14 protein-coding genes and 8 pseudogenes are annotated in these 22,300 nt (G+C 32.5%); 8 read left to right on the plus strand and 14 right to left on the minus strand.

Annotated elements, in window-relative coordinates; all coding sequences use genetic code 11:
- Positions 1–45 precede the first annotated feature (45 nt).
- The 8 genes and pseudogenes from rny (at position 46) to JCM7501_RS04215 (ending at position 8,658) form a co-directional block, all read left to right on the plus strand.
- Positions 46–1,572 carry a ribonuclease Y gene (gene rny, locus JCM7501_RS04180; RefSeq protein WP_028991903.1) on the plus strand — a complete coding sequence of 509 codons (1,527 nt, stop codon included), beginning with the start codon at positions 46–48 and terminating at the stop codon, positions 1,570–1,572.
- 128 nt (positions 1,573–1,700) lie between these two features.
- Positions 1,701–2,483, plus strand: coding sequence for a TIGR00282 family metallophosphoesterase (locus tag JCM7501_RS04185; protein ID WP_012995223.1), 783 nt, complete (start codon positions 1,701–1,703; stop codon positions 2,481–2,483).
- 72 nt (positions 2,484–2,555) lie between these two features.
- A complete protein-coding gene (locus JCM7501_RS04190; RefSeq protein WP_003866776.1) occupies positions 2,556–2,816 on the plus strand; it encodes a stage V sporulation protein S in 261 nt (86 codons plus the stop codon).
- A gap of 71 nt (positions 2,817–2,887) precedes the next feature.
- Positions 2,888–3,724: a PHP domain-containing protein gene (locus JCM7501_RS04195; RefSeq protein ID WP_028991904.1), complete on the plus strand. Its 837-nt coding sequence runs from the start codon at positions 2,888–2,890 to the stop codon at positions 3,722–3,724.
- 95 nt (positions 3,725–3,819) lie between these two features.
- A pseudogene (locus JCM7501_RS04200) lies at positions 3,820–4,968 on the plus strand (pyridoxal phosphate-dependent aminotransferase).
- A 13-nt stretch (positions 4,969–4,981) separates the two neighbouring features.
- Complete coding sequence (gene purB / locus JCM7501_RS04205) at positions 4,982–6,403, plus strand: adenylosuccinate lyase (protein ID WP_012995220.1); 1,422 nt, start codon at positions 4,982–4,984, stop codon at positions 6,401–6,403.
- A gap of 69 nt (positions 6,404–6,472) precedes the next feature.
- Positions 6,473–7,370, plus strand: a pseudogene (spoVK, locus tag JCM7501_RS04210) (stage V sporulation protein K).
- 4 nt (positions 7,371–7,374) lie between these two features.
- Positions 7,375–8,658, plus strand: coding sequence for a methionine gamma-lyase family protein (locus JCM7501_RS04215; RefSeq protein WP_012995218.1), 1,284 nt, complete (start codon positions 7,375–7,377; stop codon positions 8,656–8,658).
- A 48-nt stretch (positions 8,659–8,706) separates the two neighbouring features.
- On the opposite strand, the gene JCM7501_RS04220 is transcribed toward JCM7501_RS04215, so the two are convergent.
- From JCM7501_RS04220 to aroH, 14 genes and pseudogenes are all read right to left on the minus strand, one after another.
- Positions 8,707–9,693 (minus strand): tyrosine recombinase XerC, encoded by a 987-nt coding sequence (locus JCM7501_RS04220; RefSeq protein ID WP_012995217.1) that lies wholly within the window; start codon positions 9,691–9,693, stop codon positions 8,707–8,709.
- A 175-nt stretch (positions 9,694–9,868) separates the two neighbouring features.
- Entirely contained in the window at positions 9,869–10,327 is a 459-nt protein-coding gene (rnhA, locus tag JCM7501_RS04225) for a ribonuclease HI (RefSeq protein ID WP_013150316.1), read from the minus strand.
- 2 nt (positions 10,328–10,329) lie between these two features.
- Complete coding sequence (proC, locus tag JCM7501_RS04230) at positions 10,330–11,124, minus strand: pyrroline-5-carboxylate reductase (RefSeq protein ID WP_013150315.1); 795 nt, start codon at positions 11,122–11,124, stop codon at positions 10,330–10,332.
- A 69-nt stretch (positions 11,125–11,193) separates the two neighbouring features.
- The gene (gene hfq, locus JCM7501_RS04235) at positions 11,194–11,454 is read right to left on the minus strand and encodes an RNA chaperone Hfq (protein ID WP_012995214.1); all 261 of its coding nucleotides are present in this window, start codon (positions 11,452–11,454) and stop codon (positions 11,194–11,196) included.
- 63 nt (positions 11,455–11,517) lie between these two features.
- Positions 11,518–12,443: pseudogene (gene miaA / locus JCM7501_RS04240) on the minus strand (tRNA (adenosine(37)-N6)-dimethylallyltransferase MiaA).
- A 15-nt stretch (positions 12,444–12,458) separates the two neighbouring features.
- Positions 12,459–14,306, minus strand: coding sequence for a DNA mismatch repair endonuclease MutL (mutL, locus tag JCM7501_RS04245; RefSeq protein ID WP_028991906.1), 1,848 nt, complete (start codon positions 14,304–14,306; stop codon positions 12,459–12,461).
- Positions 14,306–16,904: pseudogene (gene mutS / locus JCM7501_RS04250) on the minus strand (DNA mismatch repair protein MutS). Before mutS ends, mutL begins: the two are co-directional and overlap by 1 nt.
- Positions 16,905–16,967: 63 nt before the next feature.
- A pseudogene (miaB, locus tag JCM7501_RS04255) lies at positions 16,968–18,384 on the minus strand (tRNA (N6-isopentenyl adenosine(37)-C2)-methylthiotransferase MiaB).
- A pseudogene (locus JCM7501_RS04260) lies at positions 18,374–19,176 on the minus strand (CheR family methyltransferase). The pseudogenes miaB and JCM7501_RS04260 overlap by 11 nt, the downstream one beginning before the upstream one ends.
- Positions 19,177–19,252: 76 nt before the next feature.
- On the minus strand, positions 19,253–19,627 hold the full coding sequence (gene speD, locus JCM7501_RS04265) for an adenosylmethionine decarboxylase (RefSeq protein WP_012995208.1): 375 nt from the start codon (positions 19,625–19,627) through the stop codon (positions 19,253–19,255).
- Between the two features lie 185 nt (positions 19,628–19,812).
- Positions 19,813–20,678 (minus strand): annotated as a pseudogene (locus JCM7501_RS04270) (4-hydroxy-3-methylbut-2-enyl diphosphate reductase).
- A gap of 10 nt (positions 20,679–20,688) precedes the next feature.
- Positions 20,689–21,267, minus strand: coding sequence for a lysophospholipid acyltransferase family protein (locus tag JCM7501_RS04275; protein ID WP_013150310.1), 579 nt, complete (start codon positions 21,265–21,267; stop codon positions 20,689–20,691).
- A gap of 2 nt (positions 21,268–21,269) precedes the next feature.
- On the minus strand, positions 21,270–21,935 hold the full coding sequence (gene cmk, locus JCM7501_RS04280; RefSeq protein WP_054644795.1) for a (d)CMP kinase: 666 nt from the start codon (positions 21,933–21,935) through the stop codon (positions 21,270–21,272).
- A gap of 10 nt (positions 21,936–21,945) precedes the next feature.
- Positions 21,946–22,292, minus strand: a pseudogene (aroH, locus tag JCM7501_RS14130) (chorismate mutase).
- Positions 22,293–22,300: the final 8 nt, after the last annotated feature.

Here is a 22,300-nt window from a genome sequence, read left to right on the forward strand (position 1 = left end):
AATGAATATCTACTAAGGAGGTGTAAGAATATTAGCTATGTTCAATTGATAATCACAGCACTTATTGCAATAGTAGTCGGCTTTCTAATTGGTTATTTAGCAAGAAAGATTATTGCAGAATCCAAAATAAAAAGTGCAGAAAGTTTAGCGCGGACCATATTAGAAAGTGCGAAAAGAGACGCTGAAAATAAAAAAAGAGAGCTGTTATTAGAAGCCAAAGAAGAAATTCACCGTATGCGAAGCGATTTAGAAAAAGAAATAAGGGATCGCAGAGGTGAACTGCAACGTTTAGAAAAAAGACTCCTTCAAAAAGAAGAAACTTTGGATAAAAGATCCGAAACTTTAGAACAAAAAGAAAATCTTCTTGAAGAAAAGCAAAAAGAGATTCAACAATTGGAAGAACAAATTTCATTGCTCCATCAAAAAGAGATAGAAGAGTTAGAAAGAATTTCGGGACTGAGCCGTGAAGAAGCAAAAGCTATTTTATTTGAAAGTGTTCAAAAAGATATACAGCATGAAACGGCTGTAATGATTAAAGAAATGGAAAACAAAGCTAAAGAAGAAGCAGAAATGAAAGCGCGAGAAATAATTGGCACTGCCATTCAACGCTGTGCAGCTGATCATGCCGCTGAAACAACTGTATCCGTTGTTACTCTTCCTAATGATGAAATGAAAGGTCGCATAATAGGTAGGGAAGGTAGAAATATAAGGACAATAGAGACTTTGACGGGAATTGACCTTATAATAGATGATACTCCTGAGGCTGTTGTCATTTCAGGCTTTGACCCTATACGAAGGGAAATTGCACGGATTGCCTTAGAAAAATTGATTGAAGATGGGCGAATACATCCTGCGAGAATAGAAGAAATGGTAGAAAAGGCTAAAAAAGAAGTAGACAACATGATAATTAAAGCAGGCGAAGAAGCGGCTTTTGAAGTAGGAATTCACGGTTTGCATCCCGAGCTTATTAAGTTATTAGGAAGACTTAAATTTAGAACTAGCTACGGGCAAAACGTCTTAAAGCATTCTGTCGAAGTAGCTCATTTGGCAGGGCTTATGGCTTATGAATTAGGTGCAGATGCTTTGGTGGCCAAAAGAGCAGGACTTTTACATGATATAGGTAAAGCCGTAGACCATGAGGTAGAAGGTCCTCATGTCATGATAGGTGCAGAACTCGCTAAAAAGTATCACGAATTTGACACTGTTATTCATGCTATAATGGCTCATCATAATGATGTGGAACCTCAGACTGTTGAGGCAGTATTAGTACAAGCAGCAGATGCCATTTCTGCTGCAAGACCAGGGGCAAGGAGAGAAGCATTAGAGGCTTATATTAAGCGTCTAGAAAAGTTGGAACAAATCGCTAATTCTTTCGAAGGTGTAGAAAAGTCTTATGCTATACAAGCAGGAAGAGAAATCAGAATAATGGTAAAACCTGAAATTGTCAATGATGATGATATTGTCATTTTAGCACGAAATATAAGCAAAAAAATTGAAGAAGAAGTTGAATATCCAGGTCAAATAAAAGTGACTGTCATAAGAGAGACAGTAGCGGTAGATTATGCAAAATAAAGCATTGAAAAAAAGCGTGCGATAAGCACGCTTTAAAAGTTTCATTATAAATTTTCATAAACTTATTGTTTTAATAAGTAGGTTTGTGTAATAATAAATTTGAGAAAATTATTTTTTGGAGGTTACCAATGAAGATACTTATCATCGGCGATATTGTTGGAAGATTGGGTAGAGATATATTAAAAGAGCGTTTGCAAGAACTAATATCAGAATATAATGTTGACATTGTTATAGCTAATGGCGAAAATGCTGCGGGAGGGAATGGTCTAACCCGTAAAGTTGCTGATGAACTCTTTGAAATGGGAATTGCTGCATTAACAATGGGAAATCATGTTTGGGATCAAAAAGAAATATTAAAATTTATTGATGAAGAAGTGCGAATTGTAAGGCCTGCTAATTATTTAGAGGAAACACCTGGAAGAGGTTCTATAGTGCTTAATTTTAAAAATTCAAAAATTGGCATTATAAATTTGCAGGGAATTACTTTTATGCCTTGTAATAGAAATCCTTTTTTTGTAGCCTTAGAAGAAGTAGAAAAATTAAGAGTTGAGACCAATATAATCCTTGTAGATTTTCACGCAGAGGCTACTTCTGAAAAAATAGCTATGGGATATTTTTTAGATGGAAAAGTAAGTTGCGTATTTGGAACTCATACTCATGTACAAACGGCTGATGAGAAAATATTACAAAATGGAACAGCTTATATAACTGATGTTGGTATGACAGGTCCTAGTGATTCTATATTAGGAATAGATAAAGAATTAATAATTAAAAGATTTACATCATCTGTACCTGTACGCTTTGAAGTTGCAAAAAAAGGTCCTGCCCAAATTAATGCCATTGTAATTTCTGTTAATGAATTAACAGGAAAATGCTATAGCATAGAACGCATTAATAAAATTTATTCATAAAAAGAAGGATTTTTAAAACAAATGTAGAATATTAACAAGGAGAAAATCATTTGTCTTTAAGGGGGAAAAACAATGGAAGTGTTAAAAGTTTCAGCAAAGTCTAATCCAAATGCTGTAGCAGGAGCGTTGGCAGGGGTGCTAAGGGAGCGTGGAGGTGCAGAAGTTCAAGCAATAGGTGCAGGTGCAATAAATCAAGCTGTAAAAGCTGTTGCAATCGCAAGAGGGTTTGTGGCTCCCAGCGGAATTGACTTAATTTGTATTCCTGCTTTTACAGACATCGAAATAGACGGTGAAGAAAGGACAGCAATAAAATTAATTGTAGAGCCGAGATAAAGAATAACCTGCATTTTGCAGGTTATTTTAAATTATTAAAGGCAAGATTTAGAGAAAGGTTGTGATATTATATGTTTGCAGACCTTCATATACATTCAAAAGCCTCCGATGGAACTAATTCGCCTTCTGAAGTAGTTCGATTGGCAAAAGAACACGGACTTAGCTGCATTTCTCTAACAGATCACGATACAATTGATGGTCTTGAAGAAGCCGTTTGGATTTCTTTTAAATACGAGATTGAAGTTATTCCTGGAATTGAGTTTAATTGCTATTATCAAAATCAAGAAGTCCATATATTAGGTTATTTTATAAATTATAAAGATAAAAAATTTATTGAAAAGTTAGACGAAATGAAAAAGTTAAGAAGTGATAGAGCCAAAGCGATTTTAAAAAAGTTAAATGAATTAGGAGTTGATATTTCTATAGAAGATGTGTTGGAATTTACAAATGAAAAATTCATAGGAAGACCTCATATAGCAAGAGCTCTGATGAAAAAGAATTATGTAGAAAGTGTAAAAGAAGCTTTTGAAAAATACATAGGAGTTGGTGCCCCTGCTTATGTAGAAAGATATAGAATCACCCCTTTTGAAGCAATAAAGCTTATTTTAGGAAATGGAGGTGTTCCTGTTTTAGCTCATCCTGGTTTACTTCAAGATGATAGTATTATTGAGGAATTGACAATTGAGGGATTGATAGGAATAGAAGTATACCATTCAAAACACACTACTGAAGATGTGAAAAAGTATCTAAACAAAGCAAAAAAATACAAATTAATTATAACTGGAGGTTCAGACTTTCACGGTAAAGAAGTAGATGGCAGAGACCTTTTAGGAACCATAAAATTAGACTATGAATATATTGAAATATTGAAAAGTAAAGCTAAAAATTTTGTAGAAATATCAAAATAATTAAGGTAAAATAATATTTGTGACTTGTATAACCAGACCCTCTGGAGGTGTAAAAATTGAATTTATCCCAAAATGCCTTACAAATTACCCCTTCTATGACATTAGAAATAACAGCAAAGGCAAAACAGCTAAAAGCCAAAGGCATAGACGTCATAGATTTCGGAGTAGGAGAGCCAGATTTTGATACACCCGATTACATAAAAGAAGCTGCAATTGACGCGATAAAAAATGGCTATACTAAATATACTCCTTCCTCAGGCATTTCTGAGTTAAAAAAAGCAGTATGTGACAAACTTTTAAGAGATAACGGCCTTAAATATCAACCAGAACAGATTGTCATATCAAATGGTGCAAAACACTCTATATATAATGCCCTTTGTGCAATTTTAAATCCTGGCGACGAAGTTATAATTCCTGTACCTTATTGGTTAAGCTATCCTGAGATGGTAAGGCTGGCTTATGGAAAGCCTGTCTTTGTAAAAACAAAAGCAGAAAATGACTTTAAAATTACAGCCGAAGAATTAAAAAATGCTATTACCTCTAAGACAAAAGCTTTAATTTTAAATACCCCCAACAATCCAACTGGCTCAGTGTATACTAAAAAAGAGTTAGAAAAACTTGCAAAAATTATTGAAGAAGCAAATATTTTTTGTCATTTCAGATGAAATATACGAAAAATTAATTTACGAAGCAGTCACATCAGTATCGCCTCTTTAAATGAAAAAATTAAAGAACTGACAATTTTGGTAAACGGCATGTCTAAAACTTATGCTATGACAGGATGGAGAATTGGATATACTGCTTCTTCTTTAAAACTAGCAAAAGTTATGTCAAACATTCAAAGTCACACCACCTCAAATCCCAATTCAATTGCTCAATATGCCAGTGTAGCCGCTTTATCAGAAGATGAAACAGTTATTAAAAGAATGGCAGAAGAATTCAATAAAAGAAGAGTTTATATGGTAGAAAGGTTAAATAAAATAAAGGGATTAAAATCAAATAATCCTCAAGGGGCTTTCTATGTAATGGTAAATATAGATGAATATATTGGAAAAGAGATAAATGGAAAGATTATCCAAAGTTCAATAGATTTTGCAAAAGTTTTAATTGAAGGAGCAAATGTAGCAGTTGTTCCTGCTTTGCCTTTTGGAATGGACAATTACATTAGGATTTCTTATGCTACTTCCCTTGAAAATATTGAAAAAGGTCTAAATAGAATTGAAGAATTTTTAAATAAAGTATAATGAGGAGGTAAATATGCGAGACACTTACCAGAATCCGTTAATAACAAGATATGCTAGCAAAGAAATGGCCCAAATTTTCTCTGATGATGAAAAATTTAAAACTTGGCGAAGATTATGGGTAGCCTTGGCAAAAAGCCAAAAAGAATTAGGGCTTAATATTACAGATGAACAGATTAAAGAAATGGAAGAAAATATAGACAACATAAACTATGAAGATGCGGAAAAATTTGAAAAAGAGTTTAGGCATGATGTTATGGCTCACATACATGCCTATGGTCTTTTGTGCCCAAAATCAAAGCCTATAATCCATTTAGGAGCTACCTCTGCTTTTGTAGATGACAATACTGACATAATTTTGATGGATAAAGCTTTTAAGCTAATTGAAAAGAAGCTTCTTAAAGTAATAAAAGTTCTATCCGAATTTGCTTTAAAATATAAAGATTTACCTACTTTAGGTTATACTCACTTTCAACCAGCTCAACTTACTACAGTTGGTAAAAGAGCATGCCTTTGGATCCAGGATTTAATTCTCGATTTACAAGACTTAAGATATAGAAGAGAAAACATAATGTTAAGAGGGGTAAAAGGTACTACTGGTACACAAGCAAGTTTTATGGAACTTTTTGGTGGTAATGAAGAAAAAGTAAAAGAGCTAGACAGATTAGTAATAGAAAAAATGGGATACAAAAAATCCTTCCCCGTGACAGGACAAACTTATACGAGAAAATATGACTTTATGCTCTTGTCTGTTTTAAGCGGTATTGCTCAAAGTGCTCACAAATTCAGCAACGACCTGAGGCTTTTGCAACATTTAAGAGAAATTGAAGAGCCCTTTGAAGAAAAACAAATAGGCTCCTCTGCAATGGCTTATAAAAGAAATCCTATGAGAAGCGAGAGAATGGCAGCTTTAAGTAGGTATGTTATTGTAACACTTTTAAATACATCAATTACTTCTTCTACTCAATGGTTTGAAAGAACCTTGGATGATTCGGCTAACAGGCGGATTGTAATACCTGAAATGTTCCTTGCCACAGATGCTATATTAAATCTTTACATAAACATTGCGTCTGGTTTAAAAGTAAACAAAAAAATAATTGAAAAAAATGTGATGAAGGAATTGCCTTTTATGGCTACAGAAAAGATTTTGATGGAAGCTGTACTTAAAGGGGGAGATAGGCAAGAATTACATGAAGCCATAAGAGTATATTCCTTAAAAGCAGCAGAAGAAGTTAAAAATGGAGAAGAAAATAGATTACTTTATTATATACAAAATGACCAAAGATTTAAACTTTCCCAAGAAGAAATTAAAGAATTAGTTGACCCTATAAAATTTACCGGAAGAGCTGTAAGCCAGACTGAAGAATACATTGAGGAAATTGTAAACCCTATTTTAGCAGATTTTAAAGAAGATGTAGAAGCAAAAGTAGAAGTATAAAATTTGTTCACTTTCCACATCCCAATATCATAGAATAACAATAAAAATGGTATTGGGATGTGGTGGTAGATGGGAATATGGCCAGTTTTTTTTGAAGGATATAAAATAGAAAAAAAGTCAGAAGACAAACCTAAAGAAGTTACAACAACTGTGGATGATAAAAAAATTACAAGAAGAAGCTTTAAAAGAGCTAAATTCTTTGATAGGCCTTAATAAAGTGAAAGAAATTATACAAGAAATTTACGCTTTCTCGCAACTGCAAATAAAGCGTAAAAAGGAAGGATTAGCCACTGAACCTATAGTATTACATATGATATTTAAAGGCAATCCAGGAACTGGCAAAACTACTGTAGCAAGGATATTAGGAAAGCTTTTAAAAAGTATAGGAGTTTTAGAAAAAGGCCATGTAGTCGAAGTAGAGAGAGCTGATCTAGTAGGAGAATACATAGGGCATACTGCTCACAGAGTTCGTGAAAATGTAAAAAAAGCTTTGGGAGGAATTTTGTTTGTAGATGAAGCTTATTCTTTGGCAAGGGGTGGAGAAAAAGACTTTGGCAAAGAAGCTATTGATACTCTTGTCAAAGAAATGGAAGACAATAGGAATAAATTTATACTTATATTAGCAGGTTACAAACACGAAATGGAATATTTTTTAAATACCAATCCCGGACTTCGCTCCAGATTTCCAATCCAGATAGATTTTCCTGATTATACTATAGATGAACTTCTTCAGATTGCGGAACTCATGGTAAAGAACAGGCAATATAAGCTTACAGAAAGTGCAAAGAGAAGATTAATGAAAATATTGATTCGTGACGACAATTCAAGAGAAATGGGAAATGCGCGCCTTGTAAGGAATATCATAGAAAGAGCAATCAGAAAACAGGCTGTAAGAGTTTTAAACAAAATAAATATAACCAAAGAAGATTTAATAACAATTGACAGTATAGACATTAGAGAGGACTGAGAAAATGGACACAAAAAAATTTTTGCAGAACAATTTCCATATAAACTCAAAAATAATCGAGGTTATAGAAAAAGCAGAAAAAGATTGTCATCCTGTATTTAGAAAGATTGATAAGATTGTAGAGTACAATCAGTATAAGGTCATATATCATTTCCAAAGGAACAAATTAAGTGATATCCATTTTAATGGCACAACTGGCTATGGATATGGTGACATAGGGCGAGAGACAATCGAAAAGATATATGCAGGAATATTTGCCGCAGAAGACGCTCTAGTAAGGCCTCAAATCGTTTCTGGAACCCATGCGATATCATTATGCCTATTTGGCAATTTAAAACCAAATGAAGAGCTAATTTCGGCTTGTGGAAGGCCCTATGATACGTTAGAAGAAATAATAGGTATAAAAGGGGAGGGGAGGGGAAGTTTAAAAGAATATGGAGTCATATATAAAGAAATTCCCCTCCTCGAAGATGGAGAAATAGATATAGAAAGGGTAAAAAAAGCAATAACCTCAAAAACTAAAATGGTGATGATTCAACGATCAAAAGGATATGACTATAGAAAGTCTTTGAAGATAGAAGATATAGAAAAGGCAATTAGTGAAATTAAAAAGGTAAAAGAAGATGTAATTATATTTGTAGATAATTGCTATGGAGAATTTACTGAGATAAAAGAACCGACAGAAGTAGGAGCCGACATTATAGCAGGTTCTCTTATAAAAAACATGGGTGGGGGAATTGCTCCTACTGGTGGATACGTAGTAGGTAAAAAGGAGTTGGTAAAAAATGCCTCTTACAGATTATACGCTCCTGGTATTGGAAAAGAAGTAGGTCCTTCTTTAGATTTAAATAGATTGATTTTACAAGGGTTATTCCTTTCACCTCAAGTGGTAGGACAAGCTTTAAAAGGAGCTGTTCTTTTAGCGAAAATTATGTCAGACTTAGGCTATGAAGTTATTCCAAAATATGACGAAGAAAGAACTGATATAGTTCAAGCTATTAAATTTAAAACTGCTGAAGAGTTGATATCTTTTATCCAGGGAATACAAATGGGTTCCCCAGTAGACTCTCATATAATTCCTGAACCTTGGGACATGCCGGGATATCAAGATAAAGTCATAATGGCAGCAGGAGGATTTATACAAGGCTCTTCTATAGAGTTAAGTGCAGATGCCCCTATAAGAGAACCTTATATCGCATACGTGCAGGGTGGCCTTACTTATCCTCAAGTAAAATTGGCAATAACTATTGCCTTAAATAATATTTATAAGAATCAATTGGAAAATTAAATAAAGACAGACACGAAGTAAAAAACGCTTTGTGTCTGTCTTTATTTGCTATTCCTTTTGTGATAAAGGATTTTTATTTACAGCTTCTTTTAATTGTGAATCATCTACATGGGTATAAATTTGCGTCGTAGAAACGTTAGAATGCCCTAAGAGCTTTTGTAAAGTCCTTATATCTACATTACCATATCTGTACATCAAAGTCGCGGCTGTATGGCGCAATTTATGGGCAGAATATTTTTTTCCTCCTAAATTAGCATTTTTTAAATGTTTTTTCACAGTATATTGTACGGTTTTTACACTTATTCTTTTTAATCTTTTGCTCAAAAACAAAGCCTTTTTATCTTTCACTCCTTCTTTAGGCCTTACTCTCAAATATGCATTTATTGCATTAATACAGGCGTCATTTAAATAAACTGTTCTTTGTTTATTTCCTTTTCCTATAACTGTTAGTTTATCGTCTTTAATGTCGTCTATATTTATATTCACCAGTTCAGAAACCCTAAGCCCACAGTTTAAAAACAAAGTTATGATAGCATAATCCCTTTCTTTAAAAGGTCCATCTATAGAATCCAAAAGTTTTTTACTTTCATCAAGAGTAAGGTAGATAGGCTGTCTTACAGAAAGTTTCGGCGACTCTAATTCTTGAGTAGGATTTTTATTTATTACTTTAGCTTTTTTGTAAAGATAATCATAAAATGACCTTAAACTTGCTACTTTTCGAGCACGAGCAGGGGGAGTATTAGACCTTTCGTTAGTTACAAAGTTGAGGTAAGCATATAAATCGTTTAAATCAACAGATTCTATTAAGTCAACATCTACATCAGAAATATCTATTTCATCAAATTCAACATCAGGGCTTACTTTTCCGCGTCTTTGCTTTAAAAAGCGTAAAAACAAAACCAAGTCATAGGCATAAGCTTTTACAGTATTATAAGAACGGGCTTTTACCGTCGAAAAGTAGTTTAAAAATTCTTCAAGAAGAGGCGGGTATTTAGTAAAACCATTATTAGAAATATTAGAAGCTTCATTAGACATTCTCAAAACTCCTTTCTAAAATTCTAATTATACGAAATAGTTATTTCGTATAATTACTTGTATATATGATACCATATATATAATGCTTAAATCAAGCTATTTTTAGACTAACGTTCAAAATTATTAAAAAGCTCAAGGAACCTTACTAAACTAAGATTCCTTGAGCTTAAAACTCTTATAACTTTTTAGTATTTCTTTTTATTTGCTCTGTAGCCAGTCTATCACATAAATTATTGAATTCATCATCTGCATGACCTTTTACTTTAATCCAATTGATTTGATGTCTTTTTGAAACCTCTAAAAGCTCCTTCCATAACTCTTGATTTTCTACTGGCGTTTTATCTGATTTTAGCCAATTGTTTTTCTGCCATTTTTCAAGCCAGCCTTCTTTAAAGGCATTTATCACATAACTACTGTCACTATATAAATTAACTTTACAAGGCCTCTTTAAGGCTTTCAAAGCTTCTATTACTGCTTTTAATTCCATTCGATTATTTGTAGTATTTTCTTCAAATCCTGATATTTCTTTCCTTGCTTCTTTGTATAGTAAAACTGCTGCCCAGCCACCTGGACCAGGATTACCACTACAAGCTCCATCTGTGTATATTTCAACAATATCGATATTATTTTCCATCTTTACTTCAGTCCCTTTGTTTTTTGATATGCAGCTGAAACCGCTTCAATCACCGCGCTTCTCATTGCATTTTTTTCCAAAATTCTTATACCTTCAATAGTTGTACCACCTGGAGATGTCACCATGTCTTTTAATTGACCAGGATGAAAACTTGTTTTTAGTACCATGTTACCTGCACCAGCTACAGCCTTTGAGGCTAATTTATATGCAATATCTCTTGGTAATCCCAATAATACACCACCATCTGCCAATGCTTCAATAAACATGTACACAAATGCTGGACTACAACTAGAGACAGCCATTGCAGCATCAATCAGCTTTTCTTCCACTTCTACAATTTCCCCACAGGCTTTAAAAATTTTTGTCACAACCTCTTTATCCTCTTGCTCGATCTCTTGTGAGTAACTTATAGCAGTAATACCTTCTCCTATTAAAGCAGGAGTATTAGGTATTGTTCTCACTATTTTTCCTGTTTTTAAGATATCTTTGACATGACTTATAGTTATGCCTGGAGCTATAGTAATTATTATTTTTTTAGCAGTTACTTTTGCTTTTATTTCTTCTAATACAGCATCGTAAATATTAGGTTTTACTGCTAAAATGACAATATCTGACTTTTCAGTTAGATCAGCATTGCTTTTTGCTACAATAACACCAAATTCTTTTTCTAATCCTGCTGTTTTTTCTTTCACCGGATCGTAAAGAATTAAATCTTCAGCATCTATAAAATCTGACTTTAATATGCCCTTTATAAGAGCAAGTCCCATATTACCGACGCCTATAAAGCCAATCTTCATCTTAAAAACTCCCTTGCTTTGTTATTTCAAAAAACAGTATTAGTTGCCCTAATACTGTTTTTTTGTTGTTTACTCCTCCTTCTTTTCATCTTTATCAGAACCAGAGAAAATTACAGGCTTTTGTGGCGTTATTGTCGAAATAGCATGCTTATAGATAAGAAGTTGTTGTTTGTTTTCTGATTCCAGCACCACTGTAAAATTATCAAATCCTTTTACTAAACCCTTTAATTGAAATCCATTAATTAAGTAGACGGTTACTGGTACATGCTCTTTTCTTACTTGATTCAAAAAAATATCCTGTAAATTAATAGCTGCTTTTGAACTTGCCATCTTTATCCCCCTTCTTTAATTATGTATCATTAGTTATATTCTATCAAAAATTTAATTTTCCTGCTAAATATTTAATAATATTTTTTTGAGTTCTTCATAATTTTTATAGTCATCTACAAAAAACCATTTGATAAATTCATAACCCTTAAACCAAGTGATCTGTCTTTTTGCATACCTCCTTGTCCCTTTTTTAATTTTTTCAACAGCCTCTTCTAAAGAAATCTCTCCTTTTAAATATTCGACAATTTCTTTATATCCTAAAGCCTGCAAAGCGGTACTGTCTTTATTATACCCGATTTTTAGCAAGTTTACCACTTCTTCAACCAAATTATTTTTTATCATTTCATCTACTCTTTGATTAATTCTATCGTATAAAATTTGTCTGTTTCTGAAATTAAGCCCTATCATTATTGGCTGATACTCTGGATTTAAACGCATACCACTCATTTTTTGATAGTAAGAAATAGGTTTGCCTGTAAATTCATAAACTTCCAAAGCCTGATGATTCTTCTAATATCATTTGGATGGATTTTTTTTGCTGCCTCTGGGTCCACACTTTTTAATCTTTCATAAAGATATTGATTACCATAGTTGTTTGCTAATTCTTTCATTTTTTCTCTAAATTCTTTGCTTCCTTTAAAATCAGAAAAGTGCATGATATAAATTATTGAATTGATATATAAACCAGTTCCACCTACAATTATAGGAAGTTTCCCTCTTTTGTGAATATCCTTTATAATCTCTTTTGCTCTTTTTTCATATTCTGCAACACTAAACTCTTTATTCGGATCTACAATATCTATCAAATAATGAGGGATACCTTGCATTTCTTCCTTTGTGATCTTTGCTGTACCAACATTCATGTACTTATAAATTTGCATAGAATCAGCAGAAATGATTTCTCCATTAAATTCTTTTGCCAGGTCTACACTTAATTTAGACTTGCCAGAGGCGGTAGGTCCAACAATAAGCACAATTTGTATAGCCATCCCATCACCCTTATATTACATAATTCTTTTAAACATTTTTTCTAATTGAGTCTTTGTTATAGCGATTATAACAGGTCTTCCGTGAGGACAGGTGTAAGGATTTTCTGTAATCTTCAAATCTTCAAAGAGTTTATAAATCTCTCTTTCAGATAAATTATCCATGGCTTTTACTGCAGCTTTACAAGCCATCATTATAATGCTTTCTTCTTTTAAAGATATTTTATTGATAAGTTCCTTATCTCTAAGTTTTTCTACTATCTCTATAAATAACTGCCTTGCTTCTGGTTGTCCTAAAATTACAGGTACTTCCCTTAATATAATAGAATTATTCCCAAATTCCTCAAATGTATAACCTAACTTATTTAAGAGTTTTTTCTCTTGTTGAACAAGTTCTAAATCTCCTGGTTGCAATTCTACTACAATAGGAAATGTTACCTGCTTTGTTTGAATTTTTTCATATTGGGAAGTAAACTTTTCGTATAAAATCCTTTCGTGGGCAGCATGTTGGTCAATTATATAAAACACATCTTCTTTTTCTACAATTATATAAGTAGAAAACAATGTACCTACTATTCTTATATCACTTATTTTTTTAGTAATGTCATTTTTTTTATTTAGTTCTTCTTTTTCATCTTCATATTCCTCATAAACTGCCAAATGGTTGTCTAAACTACTATTTTTACTATTTTCTTTTAATACATTATCTTTTAAAAAAACATTCTTACCTCTAAATTCATTGTCAAGTTTCTTTTTTTCCTCTTCTAATTCTTTATCAGAAGAAGTCAAGTATAATTTCGTCTGCTCAGCTGAAATAGTTGGAGTCTCAATTTTAAAGATATTTTTCTTTTCTTCAATTTTTACTTCTGGTATCAAGTTATATTTATGAAGGCTATCCTTTATAGTTTTGTAAACAGTTTCAAAAACCCTTCTTTCATCTGAAAATTTTATCTCTAATTTTGAAGGATGTATATTCACATCAATTTGCCTTGGGTCTATTTCCATGTACAAAAAAACAGCAGGATATCGATTTACAGGTATATAAGTCTTAAAAGCTTCATCGATAGCGGCTGAGAGGGTCCTATTTTTTACGTATCTTCCATTTACATAAAAAAACTGCATATTCCTATTAGAATAATTTAAAGAATTTTTACCTGCTAAAATCTTCAGTTTTAAATCTTCTGTTTGAAAAGAAACTGACATGAGAGAAGAATAAACTTCATTTCCAAAAAGTCTTAAAATTACATCTTCTACATCTCCTTTTCCTGATGTTATAAATTGTAATTTTTTGTCCTTTACGTATTTAAAAGAAACTTCAGGATGGGAAAGGCACAATTTAGTTACGGTATCAGTTATATACATGGCCTCTGTTGAAGGTTTTTTTAAAAACTTTCTTCGTGCAGGTGTATTAAAAAACACATCTCGTACTTCAACGCTACATCCTTTTGCACAACCGCAATTAGTTTTCTCTATTACTTTCCCGCCTTCCACAACAACTTTAGTGCCAAATAAAGCACCTTCTTCTTTAGTCTGTAAAGTTACATGAGAAATTGCGGCAATGCTGGCTAAGGCCTCTCCTCTAAACCCTAATGTCCCTATATTATAAAGGTCATTATCAGATTTAATTTTGCTGGTGGCATGTCTTTCAAAAGCTAGAATAGCGTCTATTTCATTCATTCCACAGCCGTCGTCAGATACCTTTATATAAGGAATACCACCTTCCAAAATTTCTACAGTAATATTTTTACTACCTGCATCAATAGAATTTTCAATTAATTCTTTTACTATAGAAGCCGGCCTTTCAACAACTTCTCCTGCAGAAATTTTATTTATTGTCTTTTCATCTAAAAGGCGAATTTTATTCATCATACTCCGCTCCTTAGAGAAATTGCCTTCTCCTTTAATTTATATAAGTAATTTAGAGCTTGAATTGGAGTCATGTTATCTAAATCACAATTGGCTATTTCCTCAATTAACGAATCCTTAGCTGTAGAAAAAATGTCTATTTGAGTAAACGCTAGTTGCTGTGTTGCATTTTCTAATTCGAACTTTATAACAGTATCATTTTCCAAACTTTTTAATATTTCTTTTGCTCTTTCAACAATGCTATAGGGCAACCCTGCTAATTTTGAAACTTGAATTCCATAACTTTTGTCCGCACCACCAGGTACTATTTTCCGTAAAAATATTATGTCATCTTCTCTTTCCTCTACTGAGACATTATAATTCCTTACTCCCTTCATCTTGCCTTCAAGTTTTGTTAATTCATGATAGTGAGTAGCGAACAAAGTTTTAGCCTTTATCTTTTCATGAATATATTCAATAACTGCATGAGCTATACTCATACCATCATAAGTGCTTGTACCTCTTCCTACCTCATCTAGTATTATTAAACTTTTACTAGTAGCAGATTTTAATATATTTGCCACTTCAGACATTTCCACCATAAAGGTACTCTGCCCTGCAAAGATGTCGTCGGATGCTCCTACTCTTGTAAAAATTTTATCCACAATCCCAATTTTAGCGTAAGAAGCGGGGACAAAAGAACCTATCTGTGCCATCAATACAATTAAAGCAACCTGTCTCATATACGTAGATTTACCAGCCATATTAGGGCCCGTTATTATCATGATAGGATTTTCAGGACCAATATCTATGTCATTTGCTACAAATGATTCATCAGAAATAGTCTCTATTACTGGATGCCTGCCTTCTTTTATAACTATTCTGTCACTATAATCTACTATGGGCTTTGTATATCGATTGGTTTCTGCAACTTCTGCAAAGGAAATAAGTACATCAATTGTAGCTATATACTTGGCTGTGTCTTGTATCCTTACAATTTGGAGTTCTATTTTTTCTCTTATTTCGTTAAAAAGCTGATATTCAAGCTCTATTAATTTTTCTTCTGCTCCCAATATAGCCTCTTCTATTTCTTTAAGCTCAGGCGTTACGTACCTTTCTGCATTAGCCAACGTTTGTTTTCGTATGTATCTTTCAGGAACCTGTGGTATATTAGATTTTGTAACTTCGATATAGTAACCAAAAACTTTGTTGTAACCTATCCTCAGATTTTTTATGCCGGTTTTTTCTCTCTCCTCAGCCTCAAGGTTTGCAATCCAATTTTTGCCTTCTACCGAAGCCTTTCTCAGCTTATCTACTGTTTCATTGTATCCATCTTTTATGATGTTTCCTTCTTTTAATTGAGTTGAGGGATCATCTTTTATCGACTTATCTATTAATTCGTATATATCTTGTAAGGTATCAAACTTTTCGTATATATCTTTCAAAAGCCGCGAACTAAATCTTTGCAATATTTCCTTAATATAGGGCAAATTTTGAAGAGATAATTTTATAGAAATAAAATCTTTTGGATTAATACTCTGATAAACAATTTTGCTGCTCAATCTTTCTAAATCATAGATTTTATTTAAAAGTTGTTTTAAATCCTGACGATTTTTATAATCATTAAAAAGCTCTTCTACTGCTTGCAGCCGAGCATCAATATGCTCTTTGTTAAGCAAAGGTTCTTCTAGCCATTTTTTTAAAAGCCTTCCCCCCATCGGAGTCACAGTTTTATCTAAAACTCCTAATAAAGAACCTTTTTTTGACTTGTTTTTATTGGATTCTAATATTTCTAAATTTTTTATTGCATTGCTGTCTAATCCCATATAGGAGTTATCCTCATATATAAGCAGTTTGTTTATATGCTTTAAAGCAGTTTTTTGCAACTCGTTTAAATAGCAGAAAAGAGCAGATAGTGAATTTACTACATAGGGCTTATCTTTTATTCCTAATTCTTCAAGTTTTTTATTAAACTGATTTTCTATTATTTTACTCTTTTCTTCATAGTAAAGTTTTTTTTCATAAGTGTTTACAGCACAATTGTTACTTTTAAAGATTTTTATATACTTATTGTTTTTTAAAAAATCTTCGTTGGCGATTATTTCTGAAGGAGCGTACTTTATTATTTCATCGTAAACTTTTTTGTTGTCTTTACAATTTTTAATTTCTGTGGCGTATAAATCTCCAGTTGTTACATCAACAGCACAAATTCCATAATTGTCCCTTTCTTTAAAGACAGACACAAGATAGTTATTTGTTTTTTCATCCATTGATTCAGGATTTATTATTGTCCCCGGAGTGTATATTCTTACTACATCTCTCTTTACCAATCCTTTTGCTTTTGCAGGGTCTTCCAATTGCTCACAAATAGCAACTTATATCCTTTTTTATCAACTTGTCTATATAAAAGTCTGCTGCATGATAAGGAACACCAGCCATTGGGGCTCTTTCTTCCGTTCCTGCGTCTCTTCCTGTCAAAGCTATTTCAAGCTCTTTAGCAGCAATTTCTGCATCTTCATAAAACATTTCATAAAAGTCCCCTAAGCGGAAAAATAGTATTGCATCTTTATATTTTTCTTTTATTTTAAGGTATTGTTCCATCATTGGAGTGACGGCCATTTTTTTGCACCTCCGACTCCTTTTTATTATATCATAAAAATAAGCGCCCATATAGGCGCACTTTTATCTTATAACTTCTACCAATTCTCCCTGCATTGTCCAAGCTTTGGTTTCGGTTATTTTAATATTGGCAAGTTTACCAATAAGGCTTTCATCTCCTACAAAGTGAACTACTTTGTTGGTTCGAGTTCGAGATGTCAATTTATTGCTGTCTCTTTTACTAATCCCTTCTATCAATACTTCCACAATTTTTCCTCTCAATTCTGCACTTTTTTCTAAGCTGATTTTGTTTTGTAACTCTATAAGTCTTTCTAAACGCTCATGTTTTACAGCATCATCTACTTGGTCTGGCATATTCGCCGCAACAGTACCTGCTCTTTTAGAGTATATAAAAGTATAAGCGGCATCAAATCGTACTCTTTGTACTAAATCCAACGTCTCCAAAAAATCTTCTTCTGTTTCACCTGGGAAACCTACAATTATATCTGTTGTTATTGCAATATCTGGAATGTTACTTCTTACTTTATCAATAATTTCTAAATAGTGCTCTTTGGTGTATTTTCTATTCATCTTTTTTAAAATTTTATTGCTACCAGCTTGTACAGGCAAATGCAAATGTTCACAAACTTTATTTAAATCCCTCATAGCATATATTAATTCATCAGAAATGTCCTTAGGATGAGAGGTCATAAACCTTATTCTTTCAATTCCCTCAATTTCATTTAGCTTGTAGAGTAGTTTTGCAAAAGTTATATTTTCATCAAGGTCTTTCCCATAGGAATTTACATTTTGTCCTAATAAAGTGATTTCCTTATACCCTTTTTGAGCTAATTCTTTTACTTCTGCTACTATATCTTCTGGCTTTCTACTCTTTTCTCTGCCTCTTGTATATGGCACTATGCAATAGGTGCAAAAATTATTGCAACCATAAATAATATTAACCCATGCCTTTAAATTGCTGTCCCTCTTGACAGGTAACTCTTCAATTACATTTTTTTGTATCTTCTATAACATCTATCACTATATCTTGAGAGTTTAAAGCTTCCCATAAAAGCTGTGGAAATTTATATATATTATGAGTTCCAAAAACAATGTCTATATAGGAATATTTTTCTTTAATAGCTTCTACTACATTTTTTTCTTGCATCATACAGCCAGATACACCAATAATTAAATTAGGATTTCTAGCCTTCAATTCTTTCATTTGTGAGACTCTTCCTAATACTCTTATTTCAGCATGTTCTCTTACAGCACAAGTGTTAAAAAGTAAAACATCAGCTTGTTCCAGATTTTCAGTATATTTATATCCCATTTTTTCTAGCATACCTGCCAGTTTTTCTGAATCATGGACATTCATTTGGCATCCATAAGTTTCAATATGATAATAAAGGTCTTTGCCCTTATTTTTTTCTGCAATTTCTTTCATTATATCTTCTTGTTTTTTTAATTCTTCCTTAGTTACATAAATGTTAGTAGACATTATTAACACCTCTTTTATCTCTGGGGAGTAATTTTTCTATAAAAAAAGTTTTAATTGGTTCAAAATTGTATCTATATGGCAATATTATTTGCTCTGTACTACCCACAAAGAATATTCCGTCGTCATTTAAAGACTCATAAAATTTTTATATATTTTATCTTTAGCTGCATCATTAAAATATATTAACACATTTCTACAAATTAATAAATCTATATTTTTTGGATATTCGTCATTCAATAAGTCATGCCTTTCAAATTGCACACTTTTTCTAATATCCTCAGTTATCTGATAACTTTTGTCATCATTTTTTCTAAAGAATTTTCCTAAATATTCTTGAGGTACTTTTTTAACAGTCTCAACCGAATATATACCTTTTTTAGCTTTTTCTAGTACGCTTACATCTATATCAGTAGCAATAATTGTCACATCTTTTAGATCTATAAATTTTGTCAAAAGCATAGCTACAGAATAAGGTTCTTCTCCAGTAGAACAAGCGGCACTCCATACTCTAAAACCTTTTTTTATAATGTGGGGTAAAAGGTCCTTCTCTAAGATTTCCCATTGTGAAGGGTTTCTAAAAAATTCAGTTACATTAATGGTAATGTAATTTAGAAACTCCTCATATAATGTTTTATTGATAGTAAGTTCATTATAATACTCCTCATAGGAACTAAATTTACGGCTAGTAATCAAAGATTCTAATCTTCTCTTCATTTGCTTTTCCTTGTATAAAGACAAATCTATTCCAGTTAATTTATGTATTTTTTTTACAAAGTCCTCATAACCTACCATAAATATGTTCACCTCTAATTATAGAAAAAAGTGGCTTTAAAAGCCACAATTTAATAACTTTTCGGATGAAATTAAATTAGTAATTAACCACCTTCACTGGTTTTTCGAATACTCCACGTTTTACCTCTGTTGCAGTCATGTTTTGTGCTCTTAACATTTTCGCTATATAGTTACAGGCATCCCACGGATTGACATCATCGCCACAAGTAAATACGTCAACCGCGGCATAACCCAATTCTGGCCAAGTATGGATAGTTATATGAGATTCTGATATGACCACTACTCCGCTTACGCCCTGGGGATTAAATTTATGGAAAGCTACTTCCCGTATCTCTGCGCCTGATACTATTGCAGACTGAACCATTATGTCTTCGATTAATTCCAAGTTGTCTAAAATGTCGCTATCGCACCCATAAATCTCTGCCAAAATGTGGCGACCCAAAGCATTCATTTTGTATCCTGCCTCCTTTACTAAAATAATGTATACATTCAATGATTTTAATTTTATCAGATTTTTTTCTTTTGTCAAGGTTTTTTACATGACAGTTTAAAAATTTTTATTAAATATTCCTCCTACACTAATTCTAACTTTTAATGCTTTATTTGTACAATATCTTCACAATAACCTTTAAAAAATCACTCTTTTTCCTTTTCCCCTTTTAAAAATCTAATTTTCTTTATTACCTCTTCTATTACATAATCAGGAGTTGAAGCTCCTGCTGTTATCCCTATAATCTCTCGGTCTTTTACCATCTCAAGAGTCAATTCTTTAGCATCTTCTATATGAAAGGTATTTTTACAATTTTTTTCACATATCTTTTTTAACTTTTGAGTATTAGAACTATGCTTTCCACCAATCACAAACATCACATCTACTTTTTTTGAGAGCTGCTCTGCAGATCCTTGTCTTTTTTGGGTAGCATCGCATATAGTATTAAAAAAACAAGGTCTTTAACTTTTAGCTTTATTACTTCTAAAATATCTTCCCAATACCTTCCAATGAGGGTGGTTTGCGCAACTGCACATGCCTTCTCCAATTTAGGTAATTTATGAGCTTCTTCAATTGAATTTACCACATAGGCAGTGTCATCACACCATCCATTTACTCCTCTTACTTCTGGATGATTTCTATCTCCTACAATAATAATAGAGTAATCCTTATGGTAGTGCTCATAAACTATATCTTGGACTTTTTTTACAAATGGACAGGTAACATCTATGACCTCAATTCCTTTTTTAGCAAGAAAGTCGTATAATTTTTTAGACACCCCATGACTTCGGATAATTAATTTATCGCCCTCAGTCAATTTATCCAGCTCTTCTTCTTCAATAATATTAACCCCTTTTTTCGATAAGTCCGATATAACTTGTGGATTATGAATGATTTCACCTAGCATGTATATTTTCCGGCCTGAGTTTTTTTCAATTTCATAATATGCAGTTTCAATGGCTCTTTTTACGCCAAAACAAAAACCTGCATACTCAGCAATCAATATTTTCATTCTTGACCTCCTACAACAATTTTGCAATTTCTTTCATTATTTCCTCTCCAATAACAAAAAGTTGCTGAGATGAAAGTCTAGAATTAGCATATTTATCAAAATTCATTGGTTTACCGATATTTATAATAATTTTAGAAAAGAGACCATATCTACCTTTAATCGCTATAGGTACTACTGGGGCGTTTCCCTTAATGGCTAACATAGCAACTCCTGGTTCAGCCTTTTGAAGCTGACCAGTTTTACTTCTTGTACCTTCCGGAAAAATTCCAATTGCTTTTCCTTTTTTTAAGTAAGTTAAAGCAGTTTTAATAGCTGATAAATCAGCGGTACCTCTTTTAACGGGAAAAGCTCCTAAGCCTGTCCCTAAAAGAAGCCTTAAAAAGGGATTTTTAAAAAGCTCTTCTTTTGCCATAAAATATATTCGCCTATTTAAAAGTGCACCTATTACAGGAGGATCTAAAAAACTTATATGATTAGAACAAATGATTACCGGGCCTTTTTTAGGAATATTTTCAAGTCCTTTTATTTCTATTTTAAATATCACTTTTATAATTGCTCGTACAATAATTTTAGCAATATAATAAAACATACTTAAATTTCCCCTTTTAATCCTTCCTTTATGATATTGTACAGTTTTTCTACAACTTCTTCTTCTGAAAGATAGGTAGTATCAATGACAATAGAATCTTTAGCAATTTTTAGAGGTGATGTTTCTCTTTGGGAATCTATGGTATCACGGTTTTCTATTTCTTTTACCACTTCATAATAACTCACATTTACATTTTTAGTTTTAAGTTCTCTATAACGCCTCTTTGCTCTTTCTTCTAAAGAAGCAGTTAAAAAAAATTTGAACTGTGCATCAGGCAACACAACTGTACCTATATCTCTTCCATCCATTACTACATTTTTGCCTTTGGCAATTTCTCTTTGTTTTTGTACTAAAATCTCTCTAACTTTAGGTATTTTAGACACCAGAGAAACTTTTTCAGAAACCTCAGGTTTTCTTATTTCTTCAGAAATGTCTTTACCATCTAAAAAAAATTTTTCTCCTTCTAAAGTAATATCTGTACTTTGCGCAATATCAGATATTTTATCTTCTTCAATAAATTTTATTCCCTTTTGTAGGGCCTTATACGTAATGGCTCTATACATAGCACCTGTATCTATATAGGTATAATTTAAAAGCTTAGCTAATTTTTTTGAAACAGTGCTCTTACCAGCTCCTGCTGGTCCATCTATCGCTATTTTTATAGTCAATACTATCACCTCAAACTAAATCTGGACGAAGCTTTTTTGCTTCCTTCAAATAAATGTGTTTTACCTCTTTATCATCACTTAAATTTGTAAAAACCGCAACTCTTATGCAATGACTGAGACTGCTTTTACCTCCATTTCTTGTAAGCACATCATAGGTATTGAGGTCATACCCATATTCCTAACTGCTTCGGCAGGGTAAACCGCATCTAAATCACAAGTTACACTAAAAAAAATAGAAATTATGTTTTTCTCTTCTAATTCATTTGCTTTAATAATTTCTTCAATGAGAATAGTAGTATCCTTTAAAATATCTTCTTTTGTATTTTGGGAAGTTATAGCACCTCTTATGACTTTTATAGGGCATT

Source organism: Thermoanaerobacter thermocopriae JCM 7501, assembly GCF_001310975.1.
Taxonomy (GTDB): domain Bacteria; phylum Bacillota; class Thermoanaerobacteria; order Thermoanaerobacterales; family Thermoanaerobacteraceae; genus Thermoanaerobacter; species Thermoanaerobacter thermocopriae.

Excerpts from the sequence above, each read along its gene's own strand:
- speD (WP_012995208.1), bottom strand. The coding sequence starts at position 19,627 with ATGAATGCTTTGGGTCGCCACATTTTGGCAGAGATTTATGGGTGCGAT.
- JCM7501_RS04190 (WP_003866776.1), top strand. The coding sequence starts at position 2,556 with ATGGAAGTGTTAAAAGTTTCAGCAAAGTCTAATCCAAATGCTGTAGCA.
- JCM7501_RS04220 (WP_012995217.1), bottom strand. The coding sequence starts at position 9,693 with ATGTCTAATGAAGCTTCTAATATTTCTAATAATGGTTTTACTAAATAC.
- purB (WP_012995220.1), top strand. The coding sequence starts at position 4,982 with ATGCGAGACACTTACCAGAATCCGTTAATAACAAGATATGCTAGCAAA.
- mutL (WP_028991906.1), bottom strand. The coding sequence starts at position 14,306 with ATGAATAAAATTCGCCTTTTAGATGAAAAGACAATAAATAAAATTTCT.
- hfq (WP_012995214.1), bottom strand. The coding sequence starts at position 11,454 with ATGGCAAGTTCAAAAGCAGCTATTAATTTACAGGATATTTTTTTGAAT.
- JCM7501_RS04195 (WP_028991904.1), top strand. The coding sequence starts at position 2,888 with ATGTTTGCAGACCTTCATATACATTCAAAAGCCTCCGATGGAACTAAT.
- rnhA (WP_013150316.1), bottom strand. The coding sequence starts at position 10,327 with ATGGAAAATAATATCGATATTGTTGAAATATACACAGATGGAGCTTGT.
- JCM7501_RS04185 (WP_012995223.1), top strand. The coding sequence starts at position 1,701 with ATGAAGATACTTATCATCGGCGATATTGTTGGAAGATTGGGTAGAGAT.
- JCM7501_RS04275 (WP_013150310.1), bottom strand. The coding sequence starts at position 21,267 with ATGTTTTATTATATTGCTAAAATTATTGTACGAGCAATTATAAAAGTG.
- JCM7501_RS04215 (WP_012995218.1), top strand. The coding sequence starts at position 7,375 with ATGGACACAAAAAAATTTTTGCAGAACAATTTCCATATAAACTCAAAA.
- proC (WP_013150315.1), bottom strand. The coding sequence starts at position 11,124 with ATGAAGATTGGCTTTATAGGCGTCGGTAATATGGGACTTGCTCTTATA.